General features: G+C 48.6%; 13 protein-coding genes and 2 pseudogenes. 10 read left to right on the top strand and 5 right to left on the bottom strand.

Annotated elements, in window-relative coordinates; translation table 11 throughout:
• Positions 1-10 precede the first annotated feature (10 nt).
• A complete protein-coding gene (locus Q0991_RS03250; protein ID WP_299485469.1) occupies positions 11-1,204 on the top strand; it encodes a serine/threonine-protein kinase in 1,194 nt (397 codons plus the stop codon).
• 9 nt (positions 1,205-1,213) lie between these two features.
• Here the strand turns inward: Q0991_RS03250 and Q0991_RS03245 are convergent, their stop codons facing one another.
• Complete coding sequence (locus tag Q0991_RS03245; protein ID WP_299485468.1) at positions 1,214-2,458, bottom strand: extracellular solute-binding protein; 1,245 nt, start codon at positions 2,456-2,458, stop codon at positions 1,214-1,216.
• 237 nt (positions 2,459-2,695) lie between these two features.
• Between Q0991_RS03245 and Q0991_RS03240 the strand changes: the two genes are divergently transcribed.
• Positions 2,696-3,061 (top strand): VOC family protein, encoded by a 366-nt coding sequence (locus Q0991_RS03240; protein WP_299485467.1) that lies wholly within the window; start codon positions 2,696-2,698, stop codon positions 3,059-3,061.
• Positions 3,062-3,437: 376 nt separating this feature from the next.
• Positions 3,438-3,776 carry a DUF4258 domain-containing protein gene (locus tag Q0991_RS03235; protein ID WP_299485466.1) on the top strand — a complete coding sequence of 113 codons (339 nt, stop codon included), beginning with the start codon at positions 3,438-3,440 and terminating at the stop codon, positions 3,774-3,776.
• Between the two features lie 54 nt (positions 3,777-3,830).
• Here the strand turns inward: Q0991_RS03235 and Q0991_RS03230 are convergent.
• Positions 3,831-4,142: pseudogene (locus Q0991_RS03230) on the bottom strand (Na/Pi cotransporter family protein); the annotation flags it as partial.
• A 591-nt stretch (positions 4,143-4,733) separates the two neighbouring features.
• Between Q0991_RS03230 and Q0991_RS03225 the strand changes: the two are divergent.
• From Q0991_RS03225 to Q0991_RS03215, 4 genes and pseudogenes are all read left to right on the top strand, one after another.
• On the top strand, positions 4,734-4,958 hold the full coding sequence (locus Q0991_RS03225; RefSeq protein WP_299485464.1) for a CopG family transcriptional regulator: 225 nt from the start codon (positions 4,734-4,736) through the stop codon (positions 4,956-4,958).
• Positions 4,942-5,355 carry a PIN domain-containing protein gene (locus Q0991_RS03220; protein WP_299485463.1) on the top strand — a complete coding sequence of 138 codons (414 nt, stop codon included), beginning with the start codon at positions 4,942-4,944 and terminating at the stop codon, positions 5,353-5,355. Before Q0991_RS03225 ends, Q0991_RS03220 begins: the two co-directional genes overlap by 17 nt.
• Positions 5,356-5,551 (top strand): annotated as a pseudogene (locus tag Q0991_RS25055) (hypothetical protein); the annotation flags it as partial.
• Positions 5,538-6,134 carry a hypothetical protein gene (locus Q0991_RS03215; RefSeq protein ID WP_299485462.1) on the top strand — a complete coding sequence of 199 codons (597 nt, stop codon included), beginning with the start codon at positions 5,538-5,540 and terminating at the stop codon, positions 6,132-6,134. The pseudogene Q0991_RS25055 and the gene Q0991_RS03215, both read left to right, overlap by 14 nt.
• A gap of 2 nt (positions 6,135-6,136) precedes the next feature.
• Here Q0991_RS03215 and Q0991_RS03210 read toward each other — a convergent pair whose 3' ends face one another.
• The 3 genes from Q0991_RS03210 to dacB all read right to left on the bottom strand — a co-directional run bounded on the left by Q0991_RS03210 (position 6,137) and on the right by dacB (position 10,662).
• Positions 6,137-6,616 (bottom strand): YchJ family protein, encoded by a 480-nt coding sequence (locus Q0991_RS03210; protein ID WP_299485461.1) that lies wholly within the window; start codon positions 6,614-6,616, stop codon positions 6,137-6,139.
• A 219-nt stretch (positions 6,617-6,835) separates the two neighbouring features.
• Positions 6,836-9,205, bottom strand: a complete 2,370-nt coding sequence (locus Q0991_RS03205; RefSeq protein WP_299485460.1) for a heavy metal translocating P-type ATPase — start codon at positions 9,203-9,205, stop codon at positions 6,836-6,838.
• The gene (gene dacB / locus Q0991_RS03200) at positions 9,202-10,662 is read right to left on the bottom strand and encodes a D-alanyl-D-alanine carboxypeptidase/D-alanyl-D-alanine-endopeptidase (RefSeq protein WP_299485459.1); all 1,461 of its coding nucleotides are present in this window, start codon (positions 10,660-10,662) and stop codon (positions 9,202-9,204) included. Before dacB ends, Q0991_RS03205 begins: the two co-directional genes overlap by 4 nt.
• 146 nt (positions 10,663-10,808) lie before the next feature.
• Here dacB and Q0991_RS03195 point away from each other — a divergent pair, with 146 nt between their 5' ends.
• From Q0991_RS03195 to Q0991_RS03185, 3 genes are all read left to right on the top strand, one after another.
• Positions 10,809-12,398 carry a bifunctional aminoglycoside phosphotransferase/ATP-binding protein gene (locus tag Q0991_RS03195; RefSeq protein WP_299485458.1) on the top strand — a complete coding sequence of 530 codons (1,590 nt, stop codon included), beginning with the start codon at positions 10,809-10,811 and terminating at the stop codon, positions 12,396-12,398.
• A 147-nt stretch (positions 12,399-12,545) separates the two neighbouring features.
• Positions 12,546-14,042 (top strand): pentapeptide repeat-containing protein, encoded by a 1,497-nt coding sequence (locus tag Q0991_RS03190; protein ID WP_299485492.1) that lies wholly within the window; start codon positions 12,546-12,548, stop codon positions 14,040-14,042.
• A gap of 140 nt (positions 14,043-14,182) precedes the next feature.
• On the top strand, positions 14,183-15,052 hold the full coding sequence (locus Q0991_RS03185) for a neutral zinc metallopeptidase (RefSeq protein ID WP_299485457.1): 870 nt from the start codon (positions 14,183-14,185) through the stop codon (positions 15,050-15,052).
• Positions 15,053-15,103: the final 51 nt, after the last annotated feature.

Below are 15,103 nucleotides of genomic sequence, written 5' to 3'. Positions count from 1 at the left end.
TGATTGGATAATGTCTCACTCTACGCCTAAATTTGTATATTGCCCCAATCCTAAATGCAAGGAGCGACGAAACGAGGCCAGCGTTGAAGTCTGCCCCGGATGCCAATCCCCGTTAGTTCTGAACCATACTTATCAACTCGTTCAACCGCTCGTTAATCTAGACCATTTTGGCAATACAGAAATCTTTGATGTTGTGGACAAGCGCTGGGCGGAACACCCTCAGATGGGTCGCAAAGTCATGAAAATCCTTAAATATAACGGGGGGTACCTTGAGCGGCTATTTAGGCGGGAAGCGCTTCATCTTCAAAATCTTAACCATCCAGGCATTCCCCAGGTATATCCCGAAGATCGAAGTGATAGAGGCTACTTTTCCATATCAATACCGCACAGGCGGCGCAAGATCTATTACTTTCTGATGGAGAAGATTGAAGGTCAGAACTTGCACCACTGGATCAATCAGAATGGCCCGATTGACGAGGCAACTCTATTGCCTTGGTTACGGGAACTGCTCAAGATTGTTGCCTATCTTCACGCCAACAAGATTTGGCATCGGGATATCAAACCCTCTAACATCATGCTGCGACCCAATGGTCAGCTTGTCTTAATTGATTTTGGTGCGGTTAAACAAGTTCGTCCTCGTTCAAGGGGCAAGGGTGACCCCCCGACTGGGCCCCATACAACGGTTACGAATGACGGCATCTTTGCAGCAGGATATACGCCTCCAGAGCAAATCCGGGGAAGGACCGTACAGCAGTCTGATTTGTATGCCTTGGGCCGCACTTGCGTGCATTTGCTGACTCGGATTCCACCTTATGATTTAGAGGAAGATGATGCTGGAAAATTAATTTGGCGAGACCAAGCACCGGGCGTCTCTTCGGTTCTCGCAGATTGGGTGGATCACCTTATGGCCCCATTTGTCCAGGATCGTCCGCAATCTGCCACCAAAGTTTTAGAGTATATCCACACAGGAAAGATCGACCCTCTACCTCAATCTCGGAGTGAAGAAAAGGCCACAGGCACACAAAAGTCCCAAACTGAAGAAGCCACCACTGTCTCACCCGAAAACTCGCTTTTTCTTTGGGGCTGGTTCTTAAACCTGATTCTATTTTCAGTTCTACTAGTCAGCGGTTTGTTATGGTGGCAAGCCCGTGAAAATAGCCAACCGGTTGAAGAACCCAATCAACAAGTGAGGCAATATCCTTGATCCATTCGGCTATGAAGGCGGATTGAGGAGTTGACGCGTTTCTTGAGCGGCTGTTTTCATAATGGACTGGGCCTCTTGATCGGATGTGTCCGGGTTGAGGGCTTGGCTAAGGGCAGCTTGCAAGATTTCGGAGGCTTGATCATATTCAGGAATACGAGGTCGAAAGATGGCTTTTGTAATCGCTTGTTGAATCTCAGGAGAGTCTTGTTTGAGCACCGCTTTATGACTGGGAACAAACTGGGTCTCCTGGGTAAATTGGCGCTGAGCCTGCTCGCTCGTGAAAAATTGAATGGCTTTCCAAGCTCGATCGGCATGCTGCGTCTTTTTAGCAATGCCTAATCCCCAACTGCCATTACAAGGGCCTCCTTGATGAGCTGGGGTGTGGAGCTGCATGGGTACGGCCTTGACAGCCCCGTTGTTGTCATCTGCCAGAAAGGATCGCGCCCTGGGCCAATGGCGCAAAAATATACTTTTCCCGGCTCTAAACTGAGCCAGAGATTCGTCTTCACTAAAGGTGAGGACATTCGCAGGTGATACCTTGCTTTTCAAGGTTGTGCGGAGAAATTGAACGGCCTGAATGGCCTGGGGTTGATCGAGTCCGACCTGGCGAGTTTTTTCATCAATCCAGTAGCCTCCATGCCCCCTCAAGACTTCGACAAAGGTGGCAATTTTGCCTTCATACTGATCGCCTTGCCAGAGAAATCCCCACTCTACAAGTTGCTTCTGTTTAAGCGTTTTCGAGATTTCTATTAATTCAGTAAAGGTCTCCGGGGGGTGCTGATAGCCCGCTTGATTGAGCAAATCAGATCGGTAATAGAGCATCCCCATATCTGACCGAAAAGGAATGCGGTAGGACTTGCCAAGGTATTCTCCATCTCTGACGGCTTGAGGTGAAAATTGCGATTTCATCTTCGGAACAAACCGCTTTGACAGATCTTGAAGACATCCTCGCACCGCAAATTCTGGTACCCAAATGACATCTAAATAGACAATATCTGGCGAGCCTTTGGGCAAACACGTTCCTTCTTTTAACTGTTTGGTTAAAAAGCCTCCTAAATTTTTGGCAGTAATCAGCTGAATTTTAGTTTTAGGATGTTGAGCTTCAAAGAGTGTAATTAAGCTCTGCCAGGCTGGCTTTTCACTCTCAGGCACCAGCAGGGTCAGCACCATTGGGGGCCAATTGAAATACAGCAACCCTAATATCAAAATCTGTAGTACAGCTACTCCCCCAACCCACCAATAATGTTTTTTCATAAACTTTACGGCTCAACGGATAAGCAATCGCGATTTTTCCGATTGCTGCCTTTATTTAGGATCTCATAATTTAAGCCGTCCCATAATTAACCGTTTTAGAGCGGGTGGTCACGCCCTGGAAGCAAAGCATGGGTGAACGGAATGATAAACCTTTCAGCAATCCACGGCCTTACCTGTGGAGCACGCCCGGCTAAATATCACTATGATCAATATGATGGGCGTTTAGGAACAAATAATATGGCCGCTGAATTTAAACATGTCATGCTGATGGTTAAAGATATTCCGGCAACCGTAAAGTTTTACTCCGAAGGACTGGGGTTGGCCGTGAAAATGCAAAGTCCAGGTTGGGCAGAGCTAGATGCGGGCGGGACGACGATTGCCCTTCATGCAGCAGAAGGGTCTTCTGGGGGAGATTCTCCGATTTTGAGTTTTCATGTGGAAGATGTTTATGCTGCGATCGCAACTTTGGAATCCCTAGGTGCCCAACTCGAAGGTCGTGTCAGAGAACCTGCTTTCGGCAAAGTCGCAGCCATGCGGACCCCGGATGGTAACCTGCTCAGCCTCCTACAGCCGTCAGGCGTCCCAGCAGGTCAGTCCCACTAGTACCGATGAAAAATTAATTCTAGGTTCCTCCGTTTTGAAGAGGAATCTAGAACCTTAACCCATCTCACTTCCCGCAACATCCATTGAAAAAACTCTCTGCATTTGGATAGAGCCCAAAACTCAGTTCTATCGGAGACGTAGCGTTCCATAACAAAGCTTGACCCACCCCGTGTTAACCATGGCATCATGGGGGAAATCCAGGCTCAAGCTGACTTCTGTTCTCTCAGCTCCAGTATTTTGTTGTACTTTCCTAGATTTAAATTCAGTACTATTGCGTAGATGGGTAGAACAGCAGTGCCAATAGATCCGTAGTTTAATCGTTTTGCTCTGATGAGCCTAGATTTAAGCTAAGTTTAGCTGCGATTAGGTCAAGGATATGAAACTCGCCCATGAACTGCATCAACTGCTAACCGACGATTCTCGCACCGATTCACTGCCTGAGTTTTTCCTGTCTGGCACCGTGAGCGATCCTAGCCATACGAAGCGACGCATGCAGCAACGGGCCATTTCCACCGATATGATCGAACTAGCGCTTCTGTACGGCAAGCAGGAATATCACAGCCACGCCAAAACGTACACCATCCTAGATAAAACCCTTAGGAATACGCCCTATCAACGGTTTGTTGACAAGCTGAGAGGGCTGCGAGTTATTGCCTTGGAAACTGCCCGAGGATTAAAGGTGACCAGTGTTTATTGGGCTTGGGACTTACGCTAGCGATTCAGCAGATTTTGCACTCTGGTTTGCAAGCCCTTAATCGCTTCTTCAATTGACCATCGGTACTGCCGTGGCAACCGGTAATCCCCCGGCCACTAGCCCCACAATAATGGACGTGACGGTACTCGAAGACTGAATCAATGCGGTAGCCACCATTCCCATAATCAGCCCCATAAAGGGGTTAGTGGCAAAGGCAAACAGTTCTTTGGCTTGGTCCTCCGTAGCTGACTTAAAGCCAGAACCAATCATGCCGACGGCGGCAATTAACAGATAAACCAGTAAGGCAACCCCTATCCACTGCCAAATTGGATTTCCCTTCCGACTGGGTTGTTCAATCTCTGATCTTTGGTCTACCAGGGTACTCATCGATGATTACACTCCTGAAAGGGGCTCTATGTTACCAAAACCTAAATTTAGAAGGTAAATATCAGATAATTCCTTGGTGAACCTTGTCCTAAATTACAGTTGTCATGATCAATGGGTGATCAACACAGCTCTCTTACTCTGAAAACAGAATACAAAAGTGTTCTCTTTTATCCCACTCACACTGCTCATCGCCCCGTTAGCTTGTCGCGAAGAGTAGAATTGGTAAATGCTTGGCGTAGTGACTAAAGTCTTTGTCAGTAGTATAAATTTCGAATTTAGCTCGTATGGCAACAGCACAAATTAAGAAATCTGTATGTGAGCCTTGAATCCCTTTCGAGCGGCAGAAATTCGAATATTCTGCAGCAGCTTCACAATCAGCATCTATACAATGGTTCGTTCGGCGAATATCTCAGTTTTTGGTGCAGTTTCTCACATCGGTTTTTATCTGTATAGCCGGACAATAATTCGGAAGGGCTGAAATTTAGACTCAAAGTTTTACCATTCAAGCGATCGCAACTAACCAGCGTCTCAGTATCAACCTATGTTGCCTAGATCTGTTACTCTGATAACAGCATCCCCAAAAGTGTTATCATGCTGCGGACCCAAATCAGCTTATCTGAAGAAGAATATGAGGCTGCGAAGCAAGAAGCACAACGGCTAGGAATTTCCCTCGCAGAGCTTCTTCGCCGCTCCTTGCGTAATGCTCTGCCCGTAGATCAGTCAAAGCCCTGGATGCAATACGCTGGGATGGTGGAGTCAGAGAATCCCCAGAGTAGCCAGTCCATTGATGAGTTGGTCTATGGCCACAAAGACTGAGACATACGTTGATACTTCCGCGTTTATTGCTTTTCTGGATCGCTCCGATACATACCACTCTCTATTTCGAAGGCTGTTTGCTGACCCACCTCCACTGATTACTACGCCTCTTGTCATTGCAGAAGGACATGATTGGTTTCTCAAGCGCTATGATCGCACGCGAGCTTTGCAGTTTATGGCAATGGTGGAAGTTTTGTCGCCTCTTCAAGTTATCGATGTGGGTCTTCAGGAGCAAAGGGGTGCTGCAGAACTACTCCGCAACTTTTCTGTTCAGGATTTAACGCTGGCGGATGCGATGGGACTTCACGTCATGGACCATCGTTCCATTCAAACTTGCTGGTCTACTGATTTCCATCTGGGCCTGACCCGCGTACCACTTATTATTTATCAGTATTAAGGTACAGATTTTCCCAGAAGTCATCTAGCATCGAAACCGAAACTAACGTTGTATGGTCGTCTGCAAGGTGAGAGAGACGACGCTTATCATTAATTACGATGCATTGTTGGGTAGCCTCAACAGCTTTTGCAATGCACTGGAGGCCACAGCTGCCTGGCATAACGTAGGAGCGGAATCAGTAAATGAGTGCGACTAAACAGCGAGACCTCGTTGCACGCATAGCCAAAACTGATTCACGGCGTGCTCTGCAAAAAGCCCGCAAAATCACTGAGCCTTGGTTTCGTGCTCAAGCACTGGCTTATGTCGCCCGCTATTGCGACCAAGACCCAACATCGATCGCTAATCAGGCAGCCAAAGCAGCAGACGCTTGCGTAGACACTTACCAACAGTGTGCTGTTCGCGCTTGGGAAATCGCCGCTCTGGCTGAAAGATCCCATAGCAAATCCGCTGCCTCACGGCTCAAGGCTGTACTGTCTAAAGTTCAGCAGATAGAACCGCCTGCATCCCAATCCGAGGCGCTTATCTTATTGCTGAGTGCTGCAGCCCACATCAACTCTAATGCAGTTGAAACTGTTGCCAAGATGATTGTCCAAGTGACCGACTGTCATTCGCATTGGCGTTGCGATCGCGCGGCTGTCAACGCAATAGGCATACTTTACCGTTTCAATCCCGAATCCGCAGCTCATCTGTCCCAATCAGTTTCAAACGCAAAGCTTAGATCAAAATGTGACCGAATCATCGCAGCTGGCGGCTCATCACCTCGTTCATTTTTCTGGTAACATTAGCGCGATGAGCCTTTCTTACGGTGGCACTGTTTAAACTTTTTGCCACTTTTACACCAACAAGGCTCATTCTTTTTGGGTTGGAAGGGCGGTAATCTATCCCCATCGGTATAAAACCATTTGCCATTTTCTTTGATAAAGCGCGATCGCTCATGGAGTTGAGCTACAGATTTCCCTTCTTTGAACACTGCAACGAACTCCACAACACCAGTTTTATCTTCAGATTGCCCAGCTTCAGTGGCGAGTACGGTTAACCCCAGCCATTCCAGATGATTGGCAGTAGCAGTGATTAATTGTCGGCTATTAGGCTGGCGGTGACTGGGATGTTCGGTATTAAATAGGTAATCGATATTTTTAAGGCAATAGGCAACGTAGCGCGATCGCATTAGTTTCTCAGCAGTGGGGGCAGAGAATAATCCTTGTAGATAAACACCACAACACTGAGGTAATAACTTTTGACTTCCACAGGGACATCGCATCGAGGCAAAGTGAGTGAAAAGGATGAGCTAAGTTTAATCTCCTAGTGAGGACTAGCAGTTAGCGGCTCAGGAGACTTAACGTGCAACGTCAGGTACTCTATATCCTGCACAATAGGACTGATGGAACACAGCACCTACTTCGCGATGGGAGATGGCACGACCTTCAGCAGCTTGTCTCATCATACGGTTGGCATTGAGCTTTTGGTCGCCAAAAAGACATTAGGTCGGCAGAGGACCACGCCTCAACCGGAGCGAATTGGTCACCACACTGACAGAGCTGAAGGCCATTAGGGCGGCAGATGAGGCTGGACTGAGCAAAATCCCAAATTTAGGTAGCAGGATTCCTGCCGCGATAGGTAGGCCAATCAGGTTGTAAACCAGTGCCCAAAAAAGATTCTGCTGAATTTTGCGAAAAGTTGCTCGACTCAGGCGTAAAACGTCTACCAGGCGATAGAGAGGATTGGCCTCTCCAGACATCAGAATAATTTGGGCGGTTTCTATCGCCACATCCGTGCCACCACTTAACGCAATGCCAACATCAGCTTGGGCCAACGCAGGAGCATCATTAATACCATCACCGATCATGCCGACTCGATATCCTTGCGCTTGGAGATCGGCAATAACAGCAGCTTTGTCAGCAGGCGTCACGCCAGCCTGTACGGCTGTTGCCTCTAAACCCAGTTCTTGAGCCACGCTATAAGCAGTTGCCGCTTGATCCCCCGTGAGCATCTGAATCTGAACTCCCCAGCGTTTAAGTTCCTCCAATGTTTGAACTGCATCAGGTCTCAGGGTATCCTGAATCGCCAAACCACCCACATAAATCTGGTCAACAGCCAGATGGACCACTGTTTTACCGGCTTGGGCCAGTTGCTGTCCCTGCTGTTGGTCCTGTTCAGGTATCTCAATTCCGCAATCTTGGAGCCATTGTGTTGAACCGAGACGGGTGAGATGCCCAACGATCTGGCCTTGAACGCCATACCCAGGGACCGTTTCTAACTCAGTTGCTGAGCGACAAGAGAACGCTTGAGCATCAGCTTGTTCCACAATGGCGGTGGCAAGGGGATGTCGACTTCCTTTTTCCAGGCTAGCAGCGAGTTGCAAAACAGTCTGGGGCGAGGGACTGTCTCCCATCGGCAGGATAGATAAACCTTCTGATATCCAATAATCTGTGACCCGCGGATGCCCTGCGGTTAGGGTGCCCGTTTTATCAAATACGAGGGTGTCGAGGCGATCTACCTGCTCCAAAATATCGCCCCCCCGGATCAGGAGGCCCCGCTCTGCCCCCAGACTCGTCCCGACCAAAATGGCGGTGGGAGTCGCCAATCCTAAGGCGCAGGGACAGGCGATCACTAAAACAGCAATGGCTAGCTTGAGTCCCAATAAAATACTCGCGGCCCTAGGAGCCATCTCGGCTGGAACCAGATCTGGACTGTGCATCATCGGCAGTGTGCCTTGAATCAGAACGTCAGGCCAAAGATGCACGCCAATACTGACCCAAAATAGAAAGGTGAGAGTTGCGATCGCAAGGACGCCATAGGTGAAATATCCAGCGACCCGGTCAGCAAATTGTTGAATCGGGGCTTTTTGGGTTTGGGCCGTTTCCACCAGATCAATAATTTGGGCGAGGGTCGTTTGTTTGCCCGTTCGTGTGGCTTCAATCGTAACCAGGGTCGATTGATTAAGAGTACCTGCCACCACTTCATCGGCAGGAGCTTTAGGAACAGGCATTGCTTCGCCCGTTAACATTGCCTCATCTACTAGGGTGTTTCCCTCTAGAACTCGACCATCTACAGGAAACTTATCTCCAGGTAAAACCTGCAGCCAAGCGCCAATCTGGACATCCCGCACTGGAATTTCTACGAAGTGCTCAGGCTGAACCTCTGGATTTGGGAGCCATCGCGCTATCATCGGCTGCAACGCTAATAATTTTTGCAAAGAGGCTTTGGTTCGCCCCCTAGCCTGGGCTTCTAAAGCTCTCCCCAGCAGAATCAGGCCGACAATCATCACGGGCGCATCGAAAAAGCAGTCCCAATATAATTGCGGCCAAACCACTGCCACGACGCTGGCTAGATAGGCCGTGATGCTACCTAAACTAATCAGGGTGTTCATATTGGGGCGATTTTGCCACAGCCCCTGCCAGCCTTCCTGCAGAATAGGACGCCCAGGTCCTAGCAGCGCGAGCGTTGCCAGTCCCCAGTGAAATTGGATACTAGTCAGCCAAGGCAGAGTGAAACCAGGAATATGCCCCAAATGCCCCACCCCCGACAGCACGACCAGCACCGTCGCGAGTACTAAAGGTTGAATTTCTTTAAGGGGTTGTGGCGGCAGGGATTCAGCCTCCTCTTCCCGGTTCTGAATATAGCTGGGGAATCCTGCGGTGGTTAAGACCTGCGCTAAGCTGTCTGGCTCAACTTCTTGGGGAACATATTCAATTGCAGCTTGTTCCGTGACTAGATTGACGACCGCTGTGGCCACACCAGGCTGTTGCTGTAGGCGTTTTTCCACGGCCTGGACGCATCCCGCACATTTCATACCAGAAACGGCGAGAACCACCTGTTGGGTGGAGGGGGGAGGCGATAGAGAAGTCATCCGTTTCTACCCTGACAAGATTGCCAACGATTGATCGATAACAGCATGGCATCCATGGCTTGTCGTCGTTTACTGCTCGATTGATTGTATTGATTAAACATCAGACTAAACAGTACCGGTGAAGATTGGGGGTGTTGCAGGTAGCCCGTTAAGGTCGAGACCCCGCGCATACCCCCAGTTTTACTCCATAGGGTTGAGGCTGGGTTTTGCCCAATAGAATCTTTAGGTAAAGACGCCTGGAAGGTAGAGGCGTGGGGAGATTTGAGGATGCCTTTTAAAGTTTGAGTTAGGGCCAGGGGACTGACCAAGTTTTGTCGAGATAAACCAGAGCCATCGGCCACTGCATAGGTGGACGCATTGACCCCTAGTTGGGTGAGGGTTTGTTTGAGAACCTTTAAACCTTGCTGATGGGTATTTGGCGAGGATTGCTTTTGGGCCAGGGTTTTCACTAGGGCTTCTGCATAGAGGTTATTGCTCTCTTGGTTCGTGGTTTTAATCAGCGTTGTCAGGGGAGGAGATTGGATCTGTATTAGGCGCTGTTCTGATTTGCCTTTGAGGAGAGCATTGCGTTCTTTAGGGGTTGATAAAAGTGATAGTCGCCCTACTTTAATTTGTTGTGCCGCCAAGATGGCCCGAAACCGCTTGAGTAAAAACCAGCCTGGATCAATGACGGCTACTGCGGAGCGATCGTGAGGCGCACCGGCTCGCAGCTGTCCTATAATCTCAATTTCTAAAGTATTGCCCTTGAGGCGACGGACAATTTCTATATATTCTGGGGCATTTTGAGCCACGGTGCGGGTGCGATTAATCTGTCGCCATGGGCCAATGGGGTGAGGAGAAAGCCATTCGACGCGGAGGGGCTGGCCTAAGGCTTGGGGCCAGATTTTTAGCTCATAGGCATTTTGATTGAGAAGCAAGCTATTGACAGGAGCGCCATAGCCCGCCTGCAGATCTTCCCATTCCCAAGATGGAACAATGCCTGGCCCTTGAAAATAGGTGTCATCTCCTAGAAGATGGTTGATTTGGCGGATGCCTTTTTGCTTAAGTTGGGTGGCAATTTTTTGTAGCTGCTGATCAGAAAGGGTGGGGTCACCTCGACCCACAATGCGCAAATGGTCAAGAGTGGGTCCTGTCCCAGAACCATAAATATCGGTCTGAATCCGAAATTGAGGGCCGAGCTTCATTAGTGCCGCTGCTGTGGTCATCACCTTGGTGGTCGACGCAGGCAGGAAATAGCGCTGCGCATCCTTGGTGTAAATCGGTTGAGATGCCTGGAAGGGTTGAATGGCAATACCTAGACGCGCTTGATTGAAGAGGGGTTGAGATGCGATCGCATCCACGTCTCGCTTTAGTTGTGCCACACATTGGGGCTTCAGGGATGGGGCACCTTGGGCGGCGACGGCAATACTGAGCAGCCCAATGACTACGCCACCTTTAATAACATTGTCCCTAGACATTCCACGTTCCCCTGATGATAGGAGCCAGCTTAACGTGAATTGAGAAGGGGTTATTCAGCCTTCAGACCGACTTTAGGATTGAAGACATCAATTTCTTGCTTCCAATGCCGCTCACTACAATAGAAGTAGGACAACCTTAGGGAATCATGGATGCCGCATTACCAACCCTCGTTCAGCGGATGCTGCAACCGGACTTCTATCCCCATCCGGTTCAGACCCCGGTGCAACTCTTACAAACCCATATTTCCTATGTGTTCTTGACGGGGGACTTTGCCTACAAAGTTAAACAGCCGACCCAGTTTGGACGGTTAGACTTTTCTAGCCTGGAACAACGAGCCTATTTCTGCCAAGAAGAATTGCGTCTGAATCGCCGTCTATCCCCTGAACTGTATTTGGCCGTTTTGCCGATCTATAGGAACGATGGGGGTTACTACCTCAAGCTGCCTCCTGATCCTAGTTCTGAAATTGTGGACTATGCCCTACAAATGCGTCAGTTCGACCAAGCGGGGTTGTTTAGCCATCTCTTAAACCAAGGCCAATTAACGGCAGCCCATATGCAGCAATTGGGGCAAAGCGTGGCTCGCTTTCATGCCATTGCGGAGACCAACCCCGAAATTCAGACCAATGGGACCCTAGAATCCCTGCAAGCCATTGATGAGGAGAACTACACTCTGACTCAAGCCTATCTTGGCGAGTCCCAAACCCAGGAGCAGTGGCAACAGACTCGGCGGTTTACCCAGCAATTTTGGCAAGATCATCAAGATTGGCTACAACAGCGCCAAGACAAAATTCGAGACTGCCATGGCGATTTACATCTTAATAATGTGTGTTTGTACCAGGATCGAATTCAAATCTTTGATTGCATCGATTTTTGTCGGGAATTTCGCCATATTGACGTAATTTATGATGTGGCATTTATGGTGATGGATTTAGACTTTCACCATCGAGGGGATCTTGCCAATGTCTTTTTGAATACCTATTTGGAAAAGACTGGGGATTATGAGGGCGCTTTGTTGTTACCTGCTTACTTGAGCATGCGAGCAACGATTCGCGGAAATGTTAATAGCATGACCGCCCAGAATATAGCCACTTCAGACTACCGTTCTTCGCAGAAACTTCACTGGCAAAACGCTAAAGAGTACTTTGCTTTAGCCCATCAATACACTCAATCTCGACAGGGACAGATTCTCCTCATGTCTGGCTTGTCAGGATCGGGAAAAAGCACGGTCGCGCGTCGTCTAGCGCCGCACCTCAATGCCATCCATATTCGTTCAGATGCAGTGCGAAAACACCTAGCGGGCATTTCTTTAGATGAATCGGGAGCTGGGCCGGACTCTATTTACACCCCAGCCATGACTCAACGGACCTATCAACGCTTAGGGGAACTGGGAATATCCCTGGCACAAATGGGATGGACCGTGATTTTAGACGCGAAGTACGATCGGGTGCAGCTCCGTGAACAGGTGATGATTCAGGCGGAGTTGGCCCAAATCCCAGTGCAGATTTTGTTCTGTTCAGCCCCGGTAGCTGAGTTGCGATCGCGCCTCCAAAACCGCCGAGGTGACATATCAGATGCCACCCCAGATCTATTATTCAGACAACAACAAGCATTTCAACCCTTTACAGCTACGGAAAAGCCAAAGTTGACTCAATTTGCGACGGATCAAGATTTAGGCCCTCAGTTAACATCTTTTTGCAAGTATCTCGCCAAAACGGATAATGTCAGGTTAATCTGAGGGCAGTACGAAGCAACAAAGATTTATAGTTCAGTCAAAGTGTAAATCCTGATTTGGCACTTACCGGCCTAACTATTGCATATTTGAAGGCGGGGGGGAAACGCTCAAGTGCAGTAAATAAAAAGGACGATTATCCCTGTGGCGAATATGGCCCACCTCCGACTTATTAAGCGCGGAGTTAAACATTGGAACAACTGGCGAAAAGAAAAGTTTTCCGATCAACCTGATTTATCTGAAGCGGACCTCAGTGGGTTAGATCTACGAGGGGTCAACCTGATTGGTGCGGACCTCCACTATGCCAACTTAACTGGCGCAGATTTAAGTGGTTCTTACTTAAGCATTGCTAATTTTTCTCATGCTTATTTGAGTGAAGCCAAACTAACCGGCGCTAATCTCGGTAAGGCCAATTTAGAGGCCGTTGATCTCAGCTTTGCCAATCTGGAACAATCGATTTTGATTGAAACCCGTTTGACGAAAGCACTGCTAGTCGAAGCCAATCTAACTCAAGCCGTGCTTAATTTCGCAGATTTAAGCCGGGCCAACCTGAGTAAAGCCAATCTCCGTAAAGCTCATCTAGTCAAGGCAAGCCTTTTGGAGGCTAACCTCAGTGATGTCAGCCTGAAAGGCGCTAATTTAAATCGGGCACTGTTAAGTGAGGCGGACTTAAGTCGAGCCAATTTAAGCAACATTAATTTAAGTAAGGCTGATCTCAGTTTTGCCCGGCTGATTGAAGCGGATCTGCATGGAGCCAATTTGAACGGCATTATTTTAATTGAAGCCAATTTGCGCGGTGCTAATTTACAGGGCAGCACCCTGAAAAAAGGGCAATTATGCCAGGCAAACCTGGGCGGCGTGGACTTAAGTAACGCCGATATTAAGAGCACGAACCTCAGTGACAGCGATTTGATTAATGCCAATCTGAGTAAAGCACTGCTGGTGGACACAAACTTGAGTGACGCCCAGTTAGCCGGTGCAAATTGCCATAAAGCTTGCTTTCTCCATGCCAATCTCAACAAAGCCAATTTGTGTGAAGCGGATTTAACGGCTGCGGATTTCAGAGAAGCGGATTTGCGCAAGGCAGATTTGACCCGCAGTCAGCTTCAAGCGGCGAATCTATCGATGACCAATTTGACGGCAGCTTGTTTAGAAGAGGTGGGCCTCAATCGGAGTACTCGGTTTGATCATGCCATTTGTGACCATGTCTACTTAAAAAAGCATGAGCAAGATCGTCAGCCCAGTCATGGCAAATTTTTATCTGGGGAATTAGCACAACTGCTATGGACAAGCGCAGAAACCATTAATCTCAACTTTCATAATGGCGTGAATTGGGCAGCCTTTGCCACTTCACTCAAGAAAATTCAGCACACTTATCCCCAGGCTCAACTCGGTATTCAATGTATTGAACATAAAGGCAATGGCGTCATACTCGTTAAAGTTCATACTGCGCCTAATGTTGATCAAGAAAAGGTCCATAAGGATTTGATGCTGACCTACGTCAATATCCGGCGTCAACTGAACCCCCAACCGAAGGCGGGGGGGCCAGGTAAAATACCGCCTCCAGAATCGTTACAAGCCCAAAATCCTCAAGACATTATCAATCATTTGTTTGATTTATTAAATCCTGCGTTCAGCTCTTTACCGTAGGTTTTTAGGCTCACCATTCATGGGATAGGGGCTTTGGCTCACTCTCCATGAATGGAAATTTCGCTTAATAAATATCGTCCAAAAAATAAAGCATAGGATGATAGACGAGGAGCAACTCGCAAATCCTCACGAGGTGTTGTATGCGCTGGAAAATGGGTCGTAGAAGCAGCAATGTCGAGGATCGGCGCGGGAGTTCTTCCATGCCGACGGTAGCAGGCGGTGGATTGGGGGTTTTAGTGATCGCTCTGATTGCCGTCTTCTTTGGGGTAGACCCGAGTTTTATTCTGGAGCAGAGCCCCGTCCATAACCCGCCAGCTTCAGCTCCAGGCAACCGTCCAACTGCCGAAAATGAACTAGCAGACTTTGTATCCGTGGTATTAGCTGACACAGAAGATACTTGGGAAGCCCTCTTTCGCCAAGCGGGTGGAACCTATCGAAAACCCAAACTTGTCCTGTTTACTGGACAGACATCATCCGCCTGCGGTTTAGGGAAAGCGGCTGTAGGGCCGTTCTACTGCCCTGCAGACCAAAAGGTCTATATTGACTTGAGCTTTTATGACGACCTAAAAGAACGACATCAAGCTCCTGGCGATTTTGCCCAGGCCTATGTGATTGCCCATGAGGTGGGACACCATGTGCAAACCTTGCTGGGTATTTCTCGTAAAGTGCATGATTTAAAGAGCCGGGTAAGCCCAGTAGAAGGGAACCAGCTTTCTGTCCGTCAGGAATTGCAGGCAGATTGTTTTGCAGGCATCTGGGCACACCATGCAGATCGAACCCGTCAGATTTTGGAACAAGGAGATGTAGAAGAAGCCTTAAATGCAGCGAGTAGTATTGGTGATGATCGTTTGCAACAGCAAGCGAGAGGTTATGTAACCCCAGAGTCTTTCACCCATGGCAGTTCAGCTCAGCGAGTGAAATGGTTTAAGGTCGGCCTAACAACAGGCAGTTTAAGGGACTGCGCTTTGGGGATGACAAGGTACTTCAAATCTAGAGTCAGCAGTAGATAGGGCAGTGTGATTTCAAAGAAAATAGGGTGGCCGAAACGACTACCCTATCCA

The sequence above is a fragment of the Acaryochloris sp. IP29b_bin.137 genome (assembly GCF_028285745.1).
In the GTDB taxonomy this organism is placed as follows: domain Bacteria; phylum Cyanobacteriota; class Cyanobacteriia; order Thermosynechococcales; family Thermosynechococcaceae; genus Acaryochloris.
Note: the sequence above shows the minus strand (reverse complement) of the source record. Positions and strands in the feature narration are given on the sequence as shown.